We start from the raw sequence: 20,982 nt of genomic DNA, 5'->3' as shown, positions 1-20,982 counted from the left end.
GGATTGAAACGATGCGTGAGTATTTGGCCGCCACCACCGAGTTTGATTATCAGCGCACTGTCGATGCCGCACTGGCTGGCAACCTGCAGGCGCTCAATGCCTGCGTGGAGTGCTGTGACCGCCACGCGCTGCCAGGGCGCATCGCGTTGTTCTGGGAGGGTCGGGACGGGCGCAGTGCCACGTCGACCTTTACCGAATTGCAGGATCAGGCCGCACGCTTCGCCAATTTCCTCCTGGCCCAGGGCGTCAAGCGCGGCGACAAGGTGGCGGGCCTGCTGCCACGTACGGCCGAGTTGCTGGTGGTGGTGTTCGCAACCTGGCGCATCGGCGCGGTATATCAGCCGCTGTTTACCGCCTTCGGCCCCAAGGCCATTGAACATCGCCTGACCAGCTCCGGCGCGGCGCTGGTGGTCACCGACGCGGTGAACCGCCCCAAGCTGGCCGAAGTCGCCGGCTGCCCGACCATTGTCACGGTCACCGGCGCCAAGGGCGAGGGCATCGTGCGTGGCGACTATAGCTTCTGGGCTGAGCTGCCCAACTACTCCAACGTCTGCGAGCCGGTGTTGCTGGGCGCGGAGGATCCGTTCCTGCTGATGTTCACTTCGGGCACCACCGGTCCCTCCAAAGCACTCTCGGTGCCGCTCAAAGCCATTGTCGCGTTCCAGGGCTATATGCGCGACGCCGTGGACTTGCGCCCTGAAGACGCGTTCTGGAACGTCGCCGACCCCGGTTGGGCCTATGGCATCTATTTCGGTGTGACCGGGCCGTTGTCCATGGGGCATCCGATTACCTTCTACGACGGCCCGTTCACCCTGGAAAGCACCTGCCGGGTCATCAATAAATACGCGATCACCAACCTGACCGGCTCGCCCACGGCGTATCGATTGCTGATTGCCGGCGGCGAGCAGTTCGCCCGTTCAATCAAGGGCAAGCTGCGCATCGTCAGCAGTGCCGGCGAGCCGTTGAACCCGGAGGTGATCCGCTGGTTCGCCGACAACCTGGAGGTGACCATCCACGACCACTACGGTCAGACCGAGCTGGGCATGGTCTTGTGCAATCACCACGGCCTGACGCATCCGGTGCATGTGGGCTCGGCGGGGTTCGCTTCGCCCGGGCACCGCATCGTGGTGCTGGATGACAACCACCAGGAACTGCCAGCCGGGCAGCCCGGCATTCTGGCCATCGACCGCGAGCAATCGCCGATGTGCTGGTTTGCCGGCTACGACGGTGTGAAGACCAAAGCCTTCGTCGGCAAGTACTACCTCAGTGGCGATACGGTGGAATTGAACCCCGACGGCAGTATCAGTTTTGTCGGGCGCAGCGATGACGTGATTACCACTTCCGGCTACCGCGTGGGGCCATTCGATGTCGAAAGCGCCCTGGTCGAACACCCGGCGGTGGTCGAGGCCGCCGTGGTCGGCAAACCTTGCCCTGAGCGTACTGAACTGGTGAAAGCCTTCGTGGTGATCAGCGAGCAATACCGCGCCACCCCGGAACTGGCTGAAGAGCTGCGCCTGCATGTACGCCAGCGCCTGGCCGCCCATGCTTACCCACGGGAAATCGAATTTGTCAGCGACTTGCCCAAAACCCCGAGCGGCAAGCTGCAACGCTTCATTTTGCGCAATCAGGAAATAGCCAAGGCCCAGGCGGCCGTGGCTTGATCCCTTTCAAAGGAAACAACGATGCAGATTGAAAACAAGGTATTTCTGGTCAGCGGCGGTGCTTCTGGCCTCGGCGCGGCCACGGCTGACATGCTCATCGCGGCCGGCGCCAAAGTCATGCTGGTGGACTTGAACGCCGACGCCGTTGCCGCCAAGGCCACGCAACTGGGCGACAACGCTCGTAGCACCGTGGCAGATATCTGCCAGGAAGCCGCTGCCGAAACTGCCGTGAAGGCAGCGGTGGAGGCGTTTGGTGGTTTGCATGGCCTGATCAACTGCGCCGGTGTCGTGCGCGGCGAGAAAATCCTTGGCAAGAACGGCCCGCATGGGCTGGCCAGCTTTGCCCAGGTGATCAACGTCAACCTGATCGGCAGCTTCAACCTCTTGCGCCTGGCCGCTGCGGCAATCGCAGAAACCGAAGCGAATGCCGACGGCGAGCGCGGTGTGATCATCAATACCGCCTCGGTGGCGGCATTCGATGGGCAGATCGGCCAGGCCGCGTATGCCGCGTCCAAAGGTGCGATTGCCAGTTTGACCTTGCCCGCCGCTCGGGAACTGGCGCGTTTCGGCATCCGCGTGATGACCATCGCCCCGGGCATTTTCGAAACCCCGATGATGGCCGGCATGACTCCGGAAGTTCGCGACTCCCTGGCCGCTGGCGTGCCGTTTCCACCGCGCCTGGGCAAACCCGCCGAATATGCCGCGCTGGTGCGACATATCCTTGAAAACAGCATGCTCAATGGTGAGGTGATCCGTCTCGACGGTGCCTTGCGTATGGCCGCCAAGTAAGGAGTGCCTGTATGAACGACCCTATTGTGATTGTCAGCGCCGTGCGCACGCCCATGGGCGGGTTCCAGGGCGACCTCAAAAGCCTGACCGCACCGCAGCTGGGCGCCGCAGCGATTCGTGCCGCCGTTGAACGCGCCGGTATCGCCGCCGATGCGGTAGACGAGGTGCTGTTTGGCTGCGTACTGCCGGCCGGGCTCGGGCAGGCACCTGCACGCCAGGCGGCCCTGGGCGCAGGGCTGGACAAGTCCACCCGCTGCACCACCCTGAACAAGATGTGCGGCTCGGGCATGGAAGCAGCGATTCTCGCCCACGACTCATTGCGCGCCGGCAGCGTCGATGTGGTGATCGCCGGCGGCATGGAAAGCATGTCTAACGCACCGTACCTGCTGGATCGTGCGCGCAGCGGCTACCGCATGGGGCACGGCAAGGTGCTTGACCATATGTTTCTCGATGGCCTGGAGGATGCCTACGACAAGGGCCGCCTGATGGGCACCTTTGCCGAAGACTGCGCCGAGCACAACGGCTTTACCCGGGAAGCTCAGGATGCCTTCGCCATCGCGTCCCTGACGCGCGCGCAGGAGGCCATCACCCATGGCAGCTTCGCCAGCGAGATCGTCCCGGTGCAGGTCACCGTGGGTAAGGAACAAAAAACCATCCTGCACGATGAACAGCCGCCTAAAGCCAAGCTGGACAAGATCGCCAGCCTGAAGCCGGCGTTCCGTGAAGGCGGCACCGTCACCGCGGCCAATTCCAGCTCGATCTCCGACGGCGCCGCGGCATTGCTGCTGATGCGCGAGTCGGACGCCCATAAACGTGGCCTCAAGCCGTTGGCGTTGATCCACGGGCACGCCGCGTTTGCCGATGAGCCGGGGCTGTTTCCGGTGGCGCCGGTGGGGGCGATACGCACGTTGATGAGCAAGACTGGCTGGCGCCTGGAAGACGTCGACCTGTTCGAAATCAACGAAGCCTTTGCCGTGGTCAGCCTGGTGACCATGAGCAAGCTTGCGATCCCTCACGACAAGGTCAACGTGCATGGTGGCGCCTGCGCCCTGGGCCATCCTATTGGTGCTTCGGGCGCGCGGATCCTGGTGACACTGCTCTCGGCCCTGCGCCAGAAGGGCCTCAAGCGTGGCGTCGCGGCCATCTGTATCGGCGGCGGTGAAGCCACGGCCATGGCCGTTGAATGCCTCTACTAAGGATGACTTATGCTGCCCAATGACGAACAACTGCAAATCAGCGACGCCGCCCGGCAATTTGCCCAGGAACGCTTGAAGCCGTTCGCCGCCGAATGGGATCGCGAGCATCGCTTTCCCAAGGAAGCCATCGCTGAAATGGCCGAACTGGGCTTTTTCGGCATGTTGGTGCCGGAACAGTGGGGCGGTTGCGACACCGGCTACCTGGCATACGCCATGGCCCTGGAAGAAATCGCCGCAGGTGACGGCGCGTGCTCGACCATCATGAGTGTGCACAACTCGGTGGGCTGCGTGCCGATCCTCAAATTCGGCAATGACCAGCAAAAGGCCCAATTCCTCACGCCCCTGGCCAGTGGCACCATGCTCGGTGCCTTCGCATTGACCGAACCCCAGGCCGGTTCCGATGCCAGCAGCTTGAAGACCCGTGCACGCCTTGAAGGCGATCACTATGTGCTCAATGGCTGCAAACAGTTCATCACCTCCGGGCAAAACGCCGGGATCGTGATTGTGTTTGCCGTCACCGACCCGGCAGCGGGCAAGCGCGGGATCAGTGCCTTCATCGTACCCACTGACTCTGCGGGCTACACCGTGGCGCGAGTCGAAGACAAGCTCGGGCAACATGCTTCCGACACTTGCCAGATCCTGTTTGAAGACGTGAAGGTGCCCGTGGCCAATCGCCTGGGCGAGGAGGGCGAGGGTTACAAGATCGCCCTGGCCAACCTTGAGGGTGGCCGTGTCGGTATAGCTTCCCAGTCGGTGGGCATGGCCCGCGCCGCCTTCGAAGCAGCCCGCGACTATGCCCGTGAGCGGGAAAGCTTCGGCAAACCGTTGATCGAACACCAGGCCGTCGCCTTTCGCCTGGCGGACATGGCCACGCAAATTGCCGTGGCCCGGCAGATGGTGCATTACGCCGCGGCCCTGCGTGACAGCGGCAAGCCGGCGTTGGTGGAGGCGTCCATGGCCAAGCTGTTTGCTTCGGAAATGGCTGAGAAAGTCTGTTCGGCCGCCTTGCAAACCCTGGGCGGTTACGGTTACCTGAGCGACTTCCCTCTGGAGCGGATCTACCGCGATGTGCGGGTCTGCCAGATTTACGAAGGCACCAGCGATATTCAACGCATGGTCATCTCACGCAATCTATAAGGAGCCGATACATGAGTTATGAAACCATCCTGCTTGACGTCCAGGGCCGCGTCGGGCTGATTACCCTCAACCGCCCGCAGGCGTTGAACGCCTTGAACGCGCAACTGGTCAGCGAACTGAACCAGGCGTTGGATAACCTGGAGGCCAACCCAGAGGTCGGCTGCATCGTGCTCACCGGCTCGAAAAAAGCCTTTGCGGCCGGCGCCGACATCAAGGAAATGGCCGAGCTGACTTACCCGCAGATCTACATGGACGACCTGTTCAGCGACAGTGACCGTGTGGCCAACCGCCGCAAGCCGATCATTGCGGCGGTGAATGGCTTTGCCCTCGGTGGCGGCTGTGAACTGGCGTTGATGTGCGACTTTATCCTGGCCGGTGACAGTGCCAAATTCGGCCAGCCGGAAATCAATCTCGGCGTGCTGCCGGGCATGGGCGGCACCCAGCGCCTGACCCGCGCCGTGGGCAAGGCCAAGGCCATGGAAATGTGCCTGACCGGGCGCTTTATCGACGCCGTCGAAGCAGAGCGTTGCGGGATCGTGGCGCGTATCGTGCCGGCCGATGAGTTGCTGGACGAAGCGCTGAAAGTCGCTGCCCTGATCGCCAGTAAGTCAGTGCCGATCAGCATGATGGTCAAGGAGAGCGTGAACCGCGCTTTTGAAGTCAGCCTGTCCGAAGGCGTGCGCTTTGAGCGCCGGGTGTTCCACGCGGCGTTTGCGACCCAGGATCAGAAGGAAGGCATGGCCGCATTCGTGGCCAAGCGGGCGCCGGAGTTCAAGGATAAGTAAAACACTGTGGGAGGGAGAAAGCCCCCTCCCACATTTGAACTGCAGCGTTTGACACAGTTTTTTGCAGTGTGTCAGTCAGAGCTGGTAGTGCTTGAGTTCCCTGGCAATCACCATCCGCTGAATCTCGCTGGTGCCTTCGTAAATCTGCGTGATCCGCGCATCCCGGTAGTAACGCTCCACCGGATAGTCTTCCAGATACCCATACCCCCCATGAATCTGCATCGCCTTGGAGCAGACACGCTCGGCCATTTCCGAGGCAAACAGCTTGGCCTGGGAAGCTTCGGACAAGCATGGTTTGCCGGCACTGCGCAGGCGCGCGGCGTGGAGGATCAGCAAGCGTGCTGCGTTCAGCTGCGTTTGCATGTCAGCCAACAGGTTGGCCACGCTCTGATGTTCGATGATCGCCTTGTCAAACTGCACGCGATCCCGGGCATAAGCCAGCGCTGCTTCAAAGGCGGCCCGGGCGATGCCCAAGGCCTGGGCGGCAATACCGATGCGCCCACCTTCCAGGTTGGACAGGGCGATTGCCAGGCCCTTGCCGCGCTCACCCAGCAGGTTGGCTTGCGGCACGCTGCATTGGTTGAGCGTAACGGCACAGGTGTCCGACGCACGGATGCCCATCTTGTGTTCGGTGCGGTCGACCACAAAACCCGGGGTGTCGGTAGGCACCAGAAACGCTGAAATACCCTTCTTGCCCAGTTCCGGATCGGTCACCGCAAACACGATGGCCAACCTGGCGCGCTTGCCGTTGCTGACAAATTGCTTGGCGCCGTTGATCACCCACTGGCCGTCTTTCAATTCGGCACGGGTGCGCAGGTTGTGGGCTTCGGAGCCGGCCTGAGGTTCGGTCAGGCAGAAGCAGCCGATGGCCCGGCCGCTGGCGAGTTCGGCCAGCCATGTGTGTTTTTGCTCAGCTGTGCCGTAGTTGAGGATAGGCCCGCAACCCACTGAATTGTGGATACTCATCAAGGCGCCAGTGGCGCCGTCACCCGCGGAAATTTCCTCCACGGCCAGCGCGTAGGCCACGTAGTCCACATAGGTGCCGCCCCATTCTTCCGGGACCACCATGCCGAGCAGGCCCAGTTCGCCCATCTTCGCCACCAGCGCGTCGTCGATCCACCCGGCTTTCTCCCAGGCTTGGGCATGGGGAGCAATTTCGCCACGGGCGAAGTCCCGCGCCATGTCGCGGATCATGATTTGTTCTTCTGTGTATTCAAGATCTTGCATGGCTTATTTCTCAATCTGCGCGAAGCTGTGGAAGAAGCTCTCGACGTGGCTGGCATCCAGCGCATTGAGCGTGGGCGGGTTCCAGCGCGGGGCTTTATCCTTGTCGATGATCAGGGCGCGAACGCCTTCAATCAGGTCGCCACGTTCGAACCATTGACGGTCCAGGTGCAGCTCCAGAGCAAAGCACTGTTCCAGCGGGAGGTGCCGGCCACGACGCAGCATTTGCAAGGTCACGGCCATGGCCAGGGGTGAGCGGGTCTGCATCAGATGGGCGGTAGTCAACGCCCATTCGTGGGTGTCGGCGACCGTAACTGCCTGCAATTGCTCGACGATGCTCGGTACATCCGGCAGGGCGAAGAAGTGATCAATGACCGGGCGCAGGGCCGCCAGCGGCGCATCGGGCAATTGCTGCACCGCCAGTTTGGCGAGCACACCTTGCAAATCCTTGAGGGGGGAATCGCTCCATTGCAACTGGTCGAGCTTGTTGTCCAGGGCGGGGAGTCTGGCGCTGTCGATAGACCAGTCGGCCAGCCCGCAATACAGCGCATCGGCGGCACGTATCTGCACCCCGGTCACGCCAAGGTAAGTCCCCAGCTCACCGGGAATACGCGACAGGAAATAGCTGCCGCCTACATCAGGGAAGTAGCCGATAGCCACTTCCGGCATCGCCAGGCGACTGCGTTCAGTGACGACCCGCAGATCCGCGCCTTGTACCAGGCCCATGCCGCCGCCGAGGACGAAGCCGTCCATCAGTGCCACGACCGGTTTACGGTAATGGTGGATGGCCAGGTCAAGGGCATATTCCTCCACGAAGAAATCCTGGTGCAGGGTGTCGCCGTTCTTGAAACTGTCGTACAGCGAGCGGATATCGCCGCCAGCGCAGAAGGCTTTTTCGCCGGCGCCACGCAGCACCACGGCATAAACCTGCGGGTCATCCGCCCACGCCTGCAGCTGCGTCGTCAACTGGCGGACCATGTCGAGGGTGATGGCATTCAAGCCGGCGGGGCGATTGAGGGTGAGGTGGCCGATATGGTTACGCACTTCACTCAGTACTTCCTGCTGAATATCGGCGTGGCTTGCTTCGGATGAAACCTGAGCAGTCATCACTAACTCCCTGCTTTTATTGTTCTTTATCAAGATGTTCGCGGGCGAACCTTCTCGCGATCCTACCAGTGCAAATTTGCCCAGTACAACCGGTAATCATGCAGGTCGTTTTTGCATTTATGCAGCAGGGATCAAGCCGCGCGGTTGGCCAGGACCTCACCGATACTGCGACGTCGTGCATGGCCTTCTGCTGCGTGGATCAGTTGTTCCAGCTCAGTGGGCTCGACATCGTAAAATTGCTCCATTTCGGCCAGCGCCAGCTTGAGGTCGGCCGCTGTAATCGATGGATCGCTCACGGGCTGAATGCCGAGGACGACAGGAGCAGGCTCGGCTGGCCCCTTGGGGTAACGTGTGCGCGTGGCATTGTTATAGAGCAGTGCGCATCCCAGCAGAGCGCCGGCACCCAGCATGACCGGCGCCAGTTCATGCCAGCCCAGGGCGATGGACGCAGGGTCGGCCAGTACCAGGGTCATGGCCAGGCCACCGGCCGGTGGGTGCAGGCAACGCAGCCAACAAATCAGGATTACCGTCATGCCCGCCGCCAGGCACGCGCTACCCAGGGTTCGCCCCAGTACCCGTGCCACCAGCAATGCAACGATGCCGGCACACAGGTAACTGCCCATGATCGACCATGGCTGGGCCAGCGCTCCCGATGACACCGCAAACAGCAACACGGCCGAAGCGCCAAGGGGGCCGAGCAAATGCAGGGCGACCTCCATGCCGAATACCTGGGCGCAAGCCCAGACACTGAACATTGTGCCCAAGGCCATGCCGATGCCGGCACGACTCCATTCAGCGGGGCGGGTGTTGATTGCAGCGGGTAACCAGCGAGCGAGCATTTAAAGACGATCCATAAACGGCGGGCGAAAAAAAAGGCCTGCCTGGTTTCCCGGTGCAGCCCTTTGAATGTTCCAACATTTGGGGGAGGAACCCGTGCAGTGTGCCGAGGTTGGTCTGATCGCACCACTGCATATTAATGAAGGTTAAACGCAAATATTATGCAGTTAAAGAGTGTCTCCGAAGGTAATGGGGCCTGCCACAGTGGGCGCTGGTGTGCAGAGTTTGCCCAGCACCCGGTTATTGGCCTCTTCATTGAACAAGCGCTCATGCAGGTTTTCGCGCAATTTGGCGTCGTCGGCCAGTGGCCCCTTCAACGCCACCAGCGCGTCGCGCAATGCCATCAAACGATCCAGTCTTGGTAAAGGTACATTCAACAGTTCCTCTCGCACGGCATTGTCCTCTCAATGAAGTAAGCCATCGCGCTTGGGCAGCCTACAGCGTCCTTGTAGTTATGGCGTGCCTTGACCCAAGCGCTTTCGGGACAGCCCTGACGATCGGGTGGTAGATACTTAACGCACGTGGCAGCGAGTCTACCGTCGGGTTCCAGGCACAGGAAGGGAAAGTGCACCAGCTATTACGCAAAGGAATGTAGGCGTTTTCTTGGTGCCTGTGATGAAAGACGCCCACCGGTTAAAGAGTCGACGTTCTTTCTTACAACGCCCCTGGAAAAGTGCTCATGGCACCGTGGTTTTTACCAGATGCAACAATACGTAGGGGTTCTTGTCGAACTCGCCGGTCAGCGTGGGCGTGATCGAACGCAAGCGTGGATCGTCCAGCCCTTCGAAGTCGGCCTGGCTCATGACCAACCATGCCGGGGCCTGGATCGGCTTCAATTCAATGGGCAATTGGGTAAACAGCGGGACCTTGTCACAATCGAAGTTGACCATGAACTTGATGGCTTTCGCGTCTTTACCCAGCGCGTGCAGCACCACGGGCGCCGGTTGCTGCAGGACTTGAGCCTTGACGGCGAGGCTGAACGTGCGGGTGTCGTATAACCGACGCTCCAGGGGTTCGACCACGAGGATGTAGGTTGTCCAAAGGGCCAGCACTGCAGCCAGGGCCGGGCCATACGTACGCAGTCGGGACTTGAGCAGTGTCAGCAGCGCCAGGATCTGAAGCAGCCCAAGCACGGCGAAGATCACTTCGAGGTGGGCCAGCGGCTCCGGATAACGCCGCCGCGCCACTAGCAGGCCAATCACCAACAGCGTCGGCAATAGCGTCCAGACGCCCAGCATCAGGCCGCGCAGCCAGGCAAACAGTCGCCCCTGTGTCGCCTGGAACGGATACGCGGCAATGATCGCTGCCATCGGCAACATCGGCAGGATATAGCGCGCTTTTTTCGCCTGGGGCACCGAGAGGCCCACCATCACCAGCACACCCGCGGCTGCGCAATACAATACCAGCTTCAATGCCGGATCCGGTGTGCGCCGCCCGCCGATCATGACCGCCACCAGTACCAATATTGCCAGCGGATAAGCCAGCGCGTAGTTACCCATGGAGCTGGTGAAGTAATACAGCACACCGCCGGAGCCTTCGCTGCCATCCATGCGCCCCAGGAACTGCATACGAATCACGTCATGCATGAAGTCTTCGCCGCCGCTGAGCTTGGCCAGCAGCAGCAACAGACCGACGCACGCCGCCAGCAGCGCCAACGCCAGCAGGCCGAAGCTGAACAGGCTGCGCCATTGGCGGTTGATCAGGTAATAGCTGCACAAAACGCCTGTGGGGATCACCAGGCCAATCGGCCCACGCAGTGCAAACCCGAGCAGCAATAACACAAACACCCAATGCAAGCGCTTGGCAGCAGCGAAGTGATCATGGGCATAGCCCAGATAGAACACCGCCAGGGTCACGGCGGCGAGCATCTGGTCCAAGGAGACCGCGCGGGTTTCGCTGACAAAGGTGCTGCTGAGCAGCAACATTGCCAGGCTCAAGAGCCCCCAGCGCGGGGAGTAGGGCGCAGTCAGGCGATAGACCAGCATTACGATCAGTGCTGACGCGACCGCGGTGGGCAGCCATGCCGTCAGGCTGGTGACCTGGCCCAATGGCAACGACAGCAGCCAGGTCAGCAGCGTTGAAGTCGCCAGGTAGTCGGCATACGGTTGGCCGTAGGTCGTGGGGAAGAAACCTGGCCCGTGGCGCAGCATTTCCTGGGCAAACACCACGAAGCGTGAATCAAAGCCGATGATCGCCTGGTGCCAGTTGCCGGCGATAAACAGCACCAGCGCCAAGAGCCCAAGCCCCAGCGACTGGCGACGGATTGTGGTGCTCTGCATGGATGGGAAAGCCTTGTTCACCTAGCCGACATCCCTGACCTGTTCCACCCAGTTTTGCTGGGGAATCGGCAACTCGCAGGAATCGCCACGGCCAATGGGGAAATACTTGAAGCCTTTGCGTGTCAGGCGTTCGCCGTCATACAGGTTGCGGCCATCGAAGATCACCGGGGTTTTCAAGCGCTGGTGAATCAGGTCGAAGTCCGGCGCCTTGAATTGCTGCCATTCGGTGCACACGATCAGCGCATCGGCGCCGCCCAGGGTGGACTCCGGGGTGCCCATCAGCATCAGGCGCGGGTCGTCGCCATAGATCCGCTGGGTTTCCTGCATGGCTTCCGGGTCGAAGGCGCGCACATTGGCACCGGCGGCCCACAAGGCTTCCATCAGCACGCGGCTGGGAGCGTCGCGCATGTCATCGGTGTTGGGCTTGAAGGCCAGGCCCCACAGGGCGAAGGTCTTGCCCTTCAGATTGCCCTTGAAGAACGCATTGATGCGCTCGAACAGCTTGCTCTTCTGGCGCTGGTTGATGGCTTCCACTGCTTCGAGCAGGTCGCTGGAGCAGTTGGCTTGCTTGGCGCTATGGATCAAGGCACGCATGTCTTTGGGGAAGCACGAGCCGCCGTAGCCACAGCCTGGGTAGATGAAGTGGTAGCCGATTCGCGAGTCTGCACCAATGCCCAGGCGCACCGATTCAATATCGGCGCCCAGGTGCTCGGCCAGTTCGGCAATCTGGTTGATGAAGCTGATCTTGGTGGCCAACATGCAGTTGGCGGCGTACTTGGTCAGTTCGGCGCTGCGCAGGTCCATAAAGATGATGCGGTCGTGGTTGCGATTGAACGGCGCGTACAGGTCGCGCATGACCTCACGTACTTCCTCGCGCTCGCAGCCAATGATGATGCGGTCCGGGCGGCGGCAGTCGGCAACGGCCGAGCCTTCCTTGAGGAATTCCGGGTTGGAGACAATATCGAACTCCAACTGACGGCCAGCGGCATTCAGGTTCTTTTCGATATGAGCGCGCAGGGTGTCACCGGTGCCGACCGGCACGGTGGATTTCTCCACCAGGATCACCGGCTGCACGCGATGGCGCGACACAGCATCACCCACCGATAGCACGTATTTCAGGTCGGCAGAGCCGTCTTCATCCGACGGCGTACCCACGGCGATGAACAACACTTCACCGTGCTCGACAGCGAGTTTTTCGTCGTAGGTAAAATGCAGGCGTCCGCTTTCCAGGTTGTCCTTGACCATCGCGGCCAGGCCCGGCTCGAAGATGGTCACGTGACCTTTCTGGAGCGACTCGACCTTGCTCTTGTCAACGTCCATGCAAATGACATCGTGACCGACTTCGGCTAATACAGTGGCCTGTACCAGACCAACGTAACCACTACCAAATACGCTGATTTTCATGGGGTATTCCTGGGACTTGAGGTGCATGCACGACGAGAGTTGATAACCAGTACGCCGAGGATGACCAAGGCCACCCCCAGGGTTTTTGAAAGCGAGAAAGCTTCGTTGAACACCGGCAGGCTGGCGGCCAGCAGGTAGACCAACGCGTAGCTGATGCTGAGCAGCGAGTAGGCACGGCCCAGAGGCAAATGCTTGAGTGCGCCAAGCCAGCAGAGCATCGACAGCGCGTAGGCGATGATCGCCAGGATCACCACGCCCAGGGCGCTCAGGTCGATGCTGTTGTGGGCGAAGGCGGCCAGCCACTCGGTGGGCAAGGGCAGGCGCGTCATGCTCCAGCGCATGCCCAGTTGGGCGCCACTCACCAGGCCGACACTGCCCAGGGCCAGGGCGAAACCCTTTATGCGGCTCATACCTGGCGCCCCAGCAGCACGACGCCGGCAATCACCAGCCCCACACCCAGCCAGTGACGGCCATCAATGGGTTCGTGAAATACAAAGCGCGCCATCAGCGTGACCAGCACAAAATTCAGGCTGAGCATGGGGTAGGCAATCCCCACTTCCAGGCGTTGCAATACCAGCAGCCACACCAGCAGGCCCAGGCCCAGGCACACCAACGCTGACCATAACCACGGCGAGCGCACCTTCAATGCCCAGCCTTGAGGCAGGTTCCGCCAGCTTTCCACGGCAAACTTTTGCGATACCTGGCCCATGCAGGTGAGCAAGCAGGCTGTGAGCAACAGCAGCAGGGTGGTCATGGCGCGACCTGCGGGAAAATGAGGATCACGATCTTGCCTTGGGCATAACGCTTGCCATCGGTGGGCAGCAGCGCGAGCTCGTCCTTTTCACCTTGGCTGTTGACGCGCATCACCACACCCACGGCACCCGTGCGGCGGGTTTGCGCCATCCACGCCTGGATCGCATTACGGTCGACCAGCCGATGGGCCGTGTCGGCGTAAGCCAGCCCGTACTTGACCTCGCCCGAGGTGTTGTAGAGCGTGATATCCGGTCGTTTGAGACGCCAGGACAGTGCAGAAGCAGCGCCCAGATCGTTGCTCAACAGGGCGACAGTGGGCTGTAATTCCTCGATGTGATCGATGATGAACTGGTCCGGGGTCTTGTTATAAACCACCGAATGGGGCAATGCCGCAGGCACCAAAACCACTAGTAGCCCACTGCCAATCAGAGGCGCGGCCCACAACGTCAAGGGCCGTGCCGCTTGCAGCAGGTTGACCACGATCCAACCGAACAGGAAGATGAACACCAGCACCAGGCTGAAGGTTTCCTCACCCGGCTCGTACACCGGTTTTTTCAACTGGAACCAGCTGAGGGCCAGCAATACCAGCACACCGATCGCCAGGTTCAGCCAGCCATTGATGCGCAGGACGCGACCGTGGCCTTGCTTGAGCTTGTCGCTCAAGGTCGAGCCCATCAGCAACGCCAGGGGCAGCATGCAAGGCATGATGTAGGAGGGCAACTTGCCCTTGGCCAGGCTGAAAAACGCCAGCGGCATCAACAGCCATAGCAGCAGGAATGCGGTTTTCGGCGCGCGCTTTTGCAGCCATGCCTGCTTGAGCGTGGACGGCAACAGGGCTACCCACGGTAGCGCGAACGCTACCAGCAGCGGCAGGTAATACCAGAACGGCTCAGCGTGCTGGGCATCTTCCCCGGCAAAGCGCTGGATGTGCTCGTGCCAGAAAAAGAAATGCCAGTAGTCCGGTTCTTGCAGGTGCACAGCCAATGCCCACGGCACGCTGACAGCAATTGCAACCACCACGGCCACGCCGCCAACCGTGCACAACTCACCCAGGCGTTTTTGCCAGAGGGCGTAGGGCAGGGCGATCAATACCGGTAGCAACCAGGCCAGGAAGCCCTTGGTCATGAAGCCCATGCCGCACGCGAAACCCAACAGCGCCCATGACCACAGTCGGCCGCGCCGCGTGCTGCTGTCAAAGCAGAACCACAACGCCACGCCGGTCAGGTTGACCCAGAAGGTGAACTGCGGGTCCAGGTTGGAATAACCACCGAGGGCCGCCACGCTGACGAAGCTCATGTACAGCAGGGTGCTGACCAGGCTTTTGTGCGGGTCGTTCCACAACCGGCGGGATACCAGGTAAACCAGCACAATGCTCAACGCGCTGCTCAAGGCCGAGGCAAACCGCACGCCGAACAGGTTCTGCCCGAAAATCGCCTGGCCCAACGCAATCATCCAGTAGCCCGCGGCGGGTTTTTCGAAGTAACGAATGCCCATGAAGTGCGGTGCGGCCCATTTGCCGGACAGCAGCATTTCCTGGCTGATCTGCGCATAGCGGGTTTCATCGGGAATCCACAGGCCATGGGTGGCCAGCGGCAGCAGGTAAAACGCGGCAAACGCCAGCAGGAGCAGGGGCAAGGCCCAGCGACGAATCATGCCTGCTGTACTCCCAACCAACCCTCGCGGCCGCTCAATGCGCCGCGCACCAGTTTTTGTTGGGGCAGGGTGGTTACATCTGCGGGCAGAAGATCACCCAAGGGTTTGAAATCAATGCCGCGCTGCCCGGCCTGGGCGAGCAACTGGCGAAAATCATTGGCCATCAGAATCCCTTCAACTTCTGCGTGGATGGTGTAGACGTTCAGCTTCGCTGCACTGAACCGGTCCAGGATGAAGCGGTTGAAATCATTGGCAGCCACCACCGGCCCGACGACTTCGTCGAAGGTCGGCAGGTCCACCGGAATTTGTGGGGTGCCCGCGCTGCCATCGGCCAGTGTCGGTCGAAACAGGCTGGTGCCCCGGCAATCACTGTTGTAGCGAAAATTGAAGCCTTGCTTGGCTTGCACCACACGTTCGTCGGCGCGCCACCCGGCGGCGGCTGAACAGTCCACGCGCTCGCCTAGGATGTCGCTCAAAGTCTGCACACCACGCCGAATCTGCTCGACCAGCTGTGCCTCGCTCCAACGCCCGGTATTGGCCTGCCAGCCATGGTGATCCCAGGCGTGCAGGCCGACTTCATGCCCGGCGGCCTTGGCCTGGCGCATCAGATGCCCCAGGTCGCGGCCGATCGGCTTGCCTGGCCAGGCGGTTCCTGCCAGCAAGATGTCCCAGCCATACAGGCCGGCGGCGTTGGAACGCAGCATCTTCCACAAAAACTGTGGCCGAATCAGGCGCCACAGATGGCGGCCCATGTTGTCCGGGCCGACACTGAAGAAGAACGTCGCCTTTACCCCGGCTTCATCCAGGGATTCGAGCAGCCGCGGCACACCTTCACGGGTGCCACGGTAGGTGTCGACGTCGATGCGAAGACCTGCCTGCATTACTTTTTATCCGCGATTTCAAGCATGGCTTCACGCAGGAAGAAATCGAGCGTGTTGCCGATGGTTTCGCTCATCTGCACGCTCGGCTCCCAGTTCAGCAGGCGCTTGGCGTTCTCGATGCTCGGCTTGCGGTGCGCCACGTCCTGGTAGCCCGTGCCGTAGAACGCCTTGCTTTCGACGTCGCGGAAACCGGCGAACGGTGGGAAGTTGTGGCGCAGTGGGTGAGCCTCGAACTGACGCAGCAGTTCTTCGCCCAACTGGCGGATGCTCGCTTCGTTTTCCGGATTGCCGATGTTGATGATCTGGCTGTCGCACACGCCATTGTCGTTATCAATGATGCGCGCCAGCGCTTCGATGCCGTCGGCAATGTCGGTGAAGCAACGCTTCTGTTCACCACCGTCGAACAGACGGATCGGCGTGCCTTCCACCAGGTTCAGGATCAATTGGGTAATGGCGCGGGAGCTGCCGATACGCGCAGAGTCCAGGCGGTCCAGACGCGGGCCCATCCAGTTGAACGGACGGAACAGGGTGAACTTCAGGCCCTTGTCGCCGTAGGCCCAGATCACGCGGTCCAGCAGTTGCTTGGACACCGAGTAGATCCAGCGCTGCTTGTTGACCGGACCGACCACCAGGTTGGAGGTGTCTTCATCGAAATACTGGTCCTGGCACATGCCATAGACTTCGGAGGTCGAGGGGAAGATCACGCGCTTGTTGTACTTGACGCAGTAGCGCACCAGCTTGAGGTTTTCTTCGAAGTCCAGTTCGAACACACGCAGTGGGTTACGGGTGTATTCGATTGGCGTGGCGATGGCAACCAATGGCAGGACCACGTCGCATTTCTTGATGTGGTATTCGATCCACTCGGTGTGGATGCTGATATCGCCTTCCACATAATGGAAATTCGGGTGGCTGCGCAGACGCTCGATGGCGTCGGAGCCGATGTCCAGGCCATAGACTTCGTAACGGTCGTCACGCAGCAGGCGCTCGGACAGGTGGTTACCGATAAAGCCGTTTACGCCCAGGATCAACACGCGGGTACGACGTGGCTTGCGGCCAGACTCGGCGCCGCGCAGTACGGAGCCATCCACCAGGCCCAGTTCATCGGCCAGGGCCGGACCGGCCAGGTACAGGCCGTTTTCGTTACGCTGGCCAAACTTGATGACCAAGGAGTCTTCACCGCAGGCAATACGCAGCGGGTTGACGCTGATCACACGGCCTGGCGCCAAACCGTCGTTACCCTTGACCACGTCGGCTTGCCATACGATCAGCTTGTGCTCGCCCACTGCGCAGAAGGCGCCCGGATACGGCTGCGTCACCGCGCGCACCAGGTTGAACAGTTGTTCGGCAGGCTTTTTCCAGTCCAGCTTGCCATCGGCGGCAGTGCGGCGGCCAAAACAGGTGGCTTGGCTTTCGTCCTGGGCGGTTTCGGTGAGCTTGCCCAGGGCCAATTGTGGCAGCGCGTCGCGCAGCAAGGCTGTGGCCGCATCACGCAACTTGGCGTGCAAGCTCAGGCCGGTATCGGTGCGGTCGATGCTGACTTTCTGCTGGGCGAGGATGGCGCCGGCATCGGCACGCTTGACCATGCGGTGCAGGGTGACGCCGGTTTCGGTTTCGCCGTTGACCAACACCCAGTTGGCCGGGGCGCGGCCACGGTATTTAGGCAGCAACGAACCGTGCAGGTTGAACGCGCCTTTGCGAGCGGTGGCCAGCAGCGGTTCGCTCAGCAGGTTGCGGTAGTAGAAGGAGAAGATGTACTCCGGGTTCAACTTGGCGATGCGCTCGACCCACAGCGGGTGGTTGGCGTCTTCCGGGGCGTGCACCGGGATGCCATGGCGTGCGCAGAGCTGGGCGACGGAGCCGTAGAAATTGTTTTCCTTGGGGTCATCGGCATGGGTGAACACGGCAGCAATGTCGTAACCCGCACCGAGCAGGGCTTCAATGCCTGCACAGCCGATATCGTGGTAAGCGAAGACAACAGCTTTTGAACTCATGACTGAACCTGATCCGAAGGAGAAGTAGAAGTAGAAGTATGGGAAGACACCAGGCCGTCAACGACGACGACTGGAGTCGGTGCTGCCGGCTGGTTGCGCAGCACTTTTTCAATAAAGAAGCGCGGGCGGGCGCGTACATCGCTGTACATGCGGCCCAGGTATTCGCCCAGCAGGCCCATGCCGATGAACTGGCCACCGGTAAACACGAACAGCACTGCAAACAGCACGAACAGACCATCACCCGCCCAATCGGCGCCGAAGGCCAGGCGCATGACGATCAGCGCAAAGGCGAACAGCACGCCCAACGCCGCGAGGCTGAAACCGACGATGGACAGCAGGCGCAATGGTGTGGTGGTCATGCAGGTCAGCAGGTCGAACATCAAGCTGATCAGGCGCATGGCGCTGTATTTGGACTCGCCGTGCTCACGCTCGGCGTGGTGCACGAGGATTTCCGTGGTATGGCGGGCAAAGCCGTTGGCCAGGATCGGGATGAAGGTGCTGCGTTCACGGCAGGCGAGCATGGCGTCGACGATGGTGCGGCGGTAGGCACGCAACATGCAGCCGTAGTCGGTCATGGCCACGCCGGTAGAGCGCTGCACGGCCAGGTTGATCAAGCGCGACGGCCAGCGACGGAACGCTGAGTCCTGGCGGTTGTTACGCACCGTGGCGACCACGTCGTAGCCCAGGGCAGCTTGCTCCACCAGGCGCGGGATCTCTTCCGGCGGGTTCTGCAAGTCGGCGTCGAGGGTGATTACGACTTCGCCACGGCACTGTTCGAAGCCGGCCATGATCGCGGCGTGCTGGCCGTAGTTGCGGTTGAGGATCACCGCTACAACATGGCTGCCTTCTTCAGCGGCGGCGTCTTCGAGCAGTTGGGCCGAATTGTCGCGGCTACCGTCATCCACCAGGATGATTTCGTATTCGTAGGCCAGCTGCTTGCAGGCTGCTGTGGTACGACGCAGCAGCTCCGGCAGGCTCTCTTGTTCGTTGTAGACCGGGATAACGATCGACACGCAGTGAATAGGGTAGGGTTTCAAAGTTTCATGACCTCGGCTGGAGCAACTTGACGCGTGAAAACAGCAGCAATCATCGGGCAGAACTACAGCCCGCAGATGACAACGCGGCGCTAAAGATAAAGCGTAATCAACAGGTTAGTCGATAAACCACGGAATGCCCTGAAGTACTGCTTACAAGGTTAAGCGCAAATGTGTGCAACGAATATGAAAGGCGGATGAAAAACTCGTTTATTTGACAGGTAGACAGCTAGGGTTCAGCTAAGTAATCAAGGCGTTACATGTGCAGGCCGGATGGTCAGATCGGAACGCTGTGCCGGGCGTTTGGTTCAATCCGGGCGCTCCCGCTCGGCCAATGCCGGTGATTGAACAATCTTCTCTGCATTGGCGCTCAAGTGCCGGTAAAGTAAGCCATCTCTTGCCAGGGTACTCGGATGAATAGCGTGCAGCTTTTGCGCGGCCAGTTGCGGCCTGCGTTGATGGGATTATTGATGACGATGGCCTGTGTCACCAGCGTACGCGCCGATGAAGGGATCGCACTGACCAGCATTGAACAGGTGCCGGAAGGTGTGGAAGTGCCCGGCAAGCAAGTCGGTGCTTATACCTGGGATGACCTTCAGGGCAAGAACCTGCTGGTACTCGCCGAGCAGGTCAGCGAGCGGGAGGATGATGGCACCCAGTCGGCGTTTGTCTACGCAGCGCAGTACCTGCTCACGGGCGATCGACCCAAGCGGGTCTGGATGCTGCACGACGACGTGCAACACTGCGAGTTCGACGCCAGCCTGCGCTTTGATCAGGCGGCCACCAAAGTCACCGACCTGCTGCGCGACGGCAATACCCAGGTCACGGTCGGTTATTCGCGCACCTGTACCAGTGATGTGAGCCCCAATGAGTTCAAGCTGATCATGCGGGTCGGCAAGTCCGGCAAGTATCGCCTGCGCGGCCTCGATCGCGTCGGCGCCAGTTGGTGGGACGAAGATGCCGGTGCCCTGCGCGGCATGCCCTTGCCCACTGACTGCAGCGTCGAGGCCCAACAGAAGTTGGTCAGCCAGTACAAGGAGCAGGGCACCGAACTGCCACTGCCAGGCTGCTATGGCGACGAGAAGGACTTTGCCAAGGCCCCGGCTGGCTACCTGACGTTTATGCGTGGGCATTGGTTTGCGCTGATGCAGCGACAGGACGCTGACTGGAGCCAGTCCCTGGCGCAACCGCAGGAACCGGCAGAGGAAGTCGAATTAGCGCCGTGATTTTGTGCCAGGGCCGCGCCTGGGTTAGACTCAGTCTTCGCCAACCCACTAAATACATCGATTAATCAACGAGTTGATTGATGTATTTAATCCAAAGGCTGATCCCTTGACCGAGACTATCCGCAACCCGCTGACCCTCTACCTCACTCGCCTGGCGCCCTCCAGCCAACTGACCATGCGCTACGTGCTGCAGGATGCCGCCGACCGCCTGGGTTTCGAAGACCTCAACCTCGAAGACATTGACTGGCATCTACTGCAACCCGAACACGTCGTCGCACTGGTGGCCGCATTGCGCGAGGACGGCTATGCGCCGAATACCTCATCGCTGTACGTGAATGCGGTACGAGGAGTGATGAATGAAGCGTGGCGCATGAGCTTGATCAGCCAGGATCACCTGTTGAAGATGCGCTCGGTCAAGGCTGCCGCCGGTACGCGCCTGGGGCAGGGCCGCAACCTGCGTCGTACACTGATCCGCGAGATGCTCGATGTATGCGCCGCCGATCCTCGGCCCCAGGGCCTGCGGGATGCCGCAGTGATCGGCCTGTTGTATGGCTCCGGGATGCGCAAGTCGGAGTCGGTCAATCTCGACCTCGAGCAGATCAATTTTGATCAGCGCAGCCTGCGGGTGATCGGCAAAGGTAATAAGGAACTGATCAAGTACGCGCCGGACTGGGCGTTCGCAAAACTGCGGGCGTGGCTTGAGTTTCGTCGTGAACAACTCAAGGAAGGTGAGCAGGACGACACCTTTCTGTTCAACCGTATCCGCCGGGGCAGCCACATCACGCGCGAACGCATTACCAAACATGCGATTTATTACATTGCTCGGCAGCGCGGTGATCAGGTGGGTGTGAAAATCATGCCCCATGATTTCCGCCGTTCGTTCATCACCCGAGTGATCGAAGAGCATGATTTGTCGATTGCCCAGAAATTGGCGCATCACACCAATATCCAGACCACCGCCAGCTACGACGTACGCGACGACAATGAGCGGCGCAGGGCAGTGGACCGCTTTGATCTGTGAGCTG

At 60.8% G+C, this 20,982-nt stretch carries 19 protein-coding genes; 7 read left to right on the top strand and 12 right to left on the bottom strand.

Annotated elements, in window-relative coordinates:
- Positions 1-11: 11 nt before the first annotated feature.
- The 5 genes from FW800_RS04410 to FW800_RS04390 are packed head-to-tail and all read left to right on the top strand — an operon-like array spanning position 12 to position 5,568.
- Entirely contained in the window at positions 12-1,661 is a 1,650-nt protein-coding gene (locus FW800_RS04410) for an AMP-binding protein (protein WP_032875355.1), read from the top strand.
- A 21-nt stretch (positions 1,662-1,682) separates the two neighbouring features.
- Positions 1,683-2,450 carry an SDR family NAD(P)-dependent oxidoreductase gene (locus tag FW800_RS04405; RefSeq protein WP_005788301.1) on the top strand — a complete coding sequence of 256 codons (768 nt, stop codon included), beginning with the start codon at positions 1,683-1,685 and terminating at the stop codon, positions 2,448-2,450.
- A gap of 11 nt (positions 2,451-2,461) precedes the next feature.
- Positions 2,462-3,646 carry an acetyl-CoA C-acyltransferase gene (locus FW800_RS04400; protein ID WP_446437056.1) on the top strand — a complete coding sequence of 395 codons (1,185 nt, stop codon included), beginning with the start codon at positions 2,462-2,464 and terminating at the stop codon, positions 3,644-3,646.
- A 9-nt stretch (positions 3,647-3,655) separates the two neighbouring features.
- On the top strand, positions 3,656-4,783 hold the full coding sequence (locus tag FW800_RS04395; RefSeq protein WP_032875350.1) for an acyl-CoA dehydrogenase: 1,128 nt from the start codon (positions 3,656-3,658) through the stop codon (positions 4,781-4,783).
- Positions 4,784-4,794: 11 nt separating this feature from the next.
- Positions 4,795-5,568 carry an enoyl-CoA hydratase gene (locus FW800_RS04390; protein ID WP_148853336.1) on the top strand — a complete coding sequence of 258 codons (774 nt, stop codon included), beginning with the start codon at positions 4,795-4,797 and terminating at the stop codon, positions 5,566-5,568.
- Positions 5,569-5,643: 75 nt separating this feature from the next.
- On the opposite strand, the gene FW800_RS04385 is transcribed toward FW800_RS04390, so the two are convergent.
- The 12 genes from FW800_RS04385 to arnC form a co-directional block, all read right to left on the bottom strand.
- Complete coding sequence (locus FW800_RS04385; protein WP_446437055.1) at positions 5,644-6,795, bottom strand: acyl-CoA dehydrogenase family protein; 1,152 nt, start codon at positions 6,793-6,795, stop codon at positions 5,644-5,646.
- A gap of 3 nt (positions 6,796-6,798) precedes the next feature.
- Entirely contained in the window at positions 6,799-7,899 is a 1,101-nt protein-coding gene (locus tag FW800_RS04380) for an enoyl-CoA hydratase/isomerase family protein (RefSeq protein WP_446437054.1), read from the bottom strand.
- Between the two features lie 131 nt (positions 7,900-8,030).
- Positions 8,031-8,738, bottom strand: a complete 708-nt coding sequence (locus tag FW800_RS04375) for an HPP family protein (protein WP_216091388.1) — start codon at positions 8,736-8,738, stop codon at positions 8,031-8,033.
- Positions 8,739-8,903: 165 nt separating this feature from the next.
- Positions 8,904-9,092: a type VI secretion system contractile sheath small subunit gene (locus FW800_RS04370; RefSeq protein ID WP_256584644.1), complete on the bottom strand. Its 189-nt coding sequence runs from the start codon at positions 9,090-9,092 to the stop codon at positions 8,904-8,906.
- 321 nt (positions 9,093-9,413) lie between these two features.
- Positions 9,414-11,036, bottom strand: coding sequence for an ArnT family glycosyltransferase (locus FW800_RS04365; protein WP_446437053.1), 1,623 nt, complete (start codon positions 11,034-11,036; stop codon positions 9,414-9,416).
- Entirely contained in the window at positions 11,037-12,419 is a 1,383-nt protein-coding gene (locus tag FW800_RS04360) for a UDP-glucose dehydrogenase family protein (protein WP_032875337.1), read from the bottom strand.
- Positions 12,416-12,829, bottom strand: a complete 414-nt coding sequence (arnF, locus tag FW800_RS04355; RefSeq protein ID WP_078821367.1) for a 4-amino-4-deoxy-L-arabinose-phosphoundecaprenol flippase subunit ArnF — start codon at positions 12,827-12,829, stop codon at positions 12,416-12,418. Before arnF ends, FW800_RS04360 begins: the two co-directional genes overlap by 4 nt.
- Positions 12,826-13,173, bottom strand: a complete 348-nt coding sequence (gene arnE / locus FW800_RS04350; protein WP_078821368.1) for a 4-amino-4-deoxy-L-arabinose-phosphoundecaprenol flippase subunit ArnE — start codon at positions 13,171-13,173, stop codon at positions 12,826-12,828. The genes arnF and arnE overlap by 4 nt, the downstream gene beginning before the upstream one ends.
- Positions 13,170-14,825, bottom strand: a complete 1,656-nt coding sequence (arnT, locus tag FW800_RS04345) for a lipid IV(A) 4-amino-4-deoxy-L-arabinosyltransferase (protein WP_446437052.1) — start codon at positions 14,823-14,825, stop codon at positions 13,170-13,172. Before arnT ends, arnE begins: the two co-directional genes overlap by 4 nt.
- A complete protein-coding gene (arnD, locus tag FW800_RS04340) occupies positions 14,822-15,706 on the bottom strand; it encodes a 4-deoxy-4-formamido-L-arabinose-phosphoundecaprenol deformylase (RefSeq protein WP_032875325.1) in 885 nt (294 codons plus the stop codon). Before arnD ends, arnT begins: the two co-directional genes overlap by 4 nt.
- Positions 15,706-17,697, bottom strand: coding sequence for a bifunctional UDP-4-amino-4-deoxy-L-arabinose formyltransferase/UDP-glucuronic acid oxidase ArnA (gene arnA / locus FW800_RS04335; RefSeq protein WP_103735169.1), 1,992 nt, complete (start codon positions 17,695-17,697; stop codon positions 15,706-15,708). Before arnA ends, arnD begins: the two co-directional genes overlap by 1 nt.
- Positions 17,694-18,734, bottom strand: a complete 1,041-nt coding sequence (arnC, locus tag FW800_RS04330) for an undecaprenyl-phosphate 4-deoxy-4-formamido-L-arabinose transferase (RefSeq protein ID WP_148853329.1) — start codon at positions 18,732-18,734, stop codon at positions 17,694-17,696. The genes arnA and arnC overlap by 4 nt, the downstream gene beginning before the upstream one ends.
- 410 nt (positions 18,735-19,144) lie before the next feature.
- On the opposite strand from arnC, the gene FW800_RS04325 reads away from it, so the two are divergent.
- Complete coding sequence (locus FW800_RS04325) at positions 19,145-19,957, top strand: M949_RS01915 family surface polysaccharide biosynthesis protein (RefSeq protein WP_216091383.1); 813 nt, start codon at positions 19,145-19,147, stop codon at positions 19,955-19,957.
- Between the two features lie 106 nt (positions 19,958-20,063).
- Positions 20,064-20,978 (top strand): site-specific integrase, encoded by a 915-nt coding sequence (locus tag FW800_RS04320; RefSeq protein WP_103735172.1) that lies wholly within the window; start codon positions 20,064-20,066, stop codon positions 20,976-20,978.
- Positions 20,979-20,982: the final 4 nt, after the last annotated feature.

It is taken from the genome of Pseudomonas sp. 910_23 (assembly GCF_052850795.1).
The sequence above is the reverse complement of the archived record's forward strand: the minus strand, read 5'-3'. Positions and strand labels throughout refer to the sequence as shown.

Excerpts from the sequence above, each read along its gene's own strand:
- FW800_RS04400 (WP_446437056.1), top strand. The coding sequence starts at position 2,462 with ATGAACGACCCTATTGTGATTGTCAGCGCCGTGCGCACGCCCATGGGC.
- arnA (WP_103735169.1), bottom strand. The coding sequence starts at position 17,697 with ATGAGTTCAAAAGCTGTTGTCTTCGCTTACCACGATATCGGCTGTGCA.
- FW800_RS04385 (WP_446437055.1), bottom strand. The coding sequence starts at position 6,795 with ATGCAAGATCTTGAATACACAGAAGAACAAATCATGATCCGCGACATG.
- FW800_RS04360 (WP_032875337.1), bottom strand. The coding sequence starts at position 12,419 with ATGAAAATCAGCGTATTTGGTAGTGGTTACGTTGGTCTGGTACAGGCC.
- FW800_RS04380 (WP_446437054.1), bottom strand. The coding sequence starts at position 7,899 with ATGACTGCTCAGGTTTCATCCGAAGCAAGCCACGCCGATATTCAGCAG.
- FW800_RS04390 (WP_148853336.1), top strand. The coding sequence starts at position 4,795 with ATGAGTTATGAAACCATCCTGCTTGACGTCCAGGGCCGCGTCGGGCTG.
- FW800_RS04375 (WP_216091388.1), bottom strand. The coding sequence starts at position 8,738 with ATGCTCGCTCGCTGGTTACCCGCTGCAATCAACACCCGCCCCGCTGAA.
- FW800_RS04410 (WP_032875355.1), top strand. The coding sequence starts at position 12 with ATGCGTGAGTATTTGGCCGCCACCACCGAGTTTGATTATCAGCGCACT.
- arnE (WP_078821368.1), bottom strand. The coding sequence starts at position 13,173 with ATGACCACCCTGCTGCTGTTGCTCACAGCCTGCTTGCTCACCTGCATG.
- arnF (WP_078821367.1), bottom strand. The coding sequence starts at position 12,829 with ATGAGCCGCATAAAGGGTTTCGCCCTGGCCCTGGGCAGTGTCGGCCTG.
- arnT (WP_446437052.1), bottom strand. The coding sequence starts at position 14,825 with ATGATTCGTCGCTGGGCCTTGCCCCTGCTCCTGCTGGCGTTTGCCGCG.
- FW800_RS04395 (WP_032875350.1), top strand. The coding sequence starts at position 3,656 with ATGCTGCCCAATGACGAACAACTGCAAATCAGCGACGCCGCCCGGCAA.
- FW800_RS04325 (WP_216091383.1), top strand. The coding sequence starts at position 19,145 with ATGAATAGCGTGCAGCTTTTGCGCGGCCAGTTGCGGCCTGCGTTGATG.
- arnD (WP_032875325.1), bottom strand. The coding sequence starts at position 15,706 with ATGCAGGCAGGTCTTCGCATCGACGTCGACACCTACCGTGGCACCCGT.
- FW800_RS04405 (WP_005788301.1), top strand. The coding sequence starts at position 1,683 with ATGCAGATTGAAAACAAGGTATTTCTGGTCAGCGGCGGTGCTTCTGGC.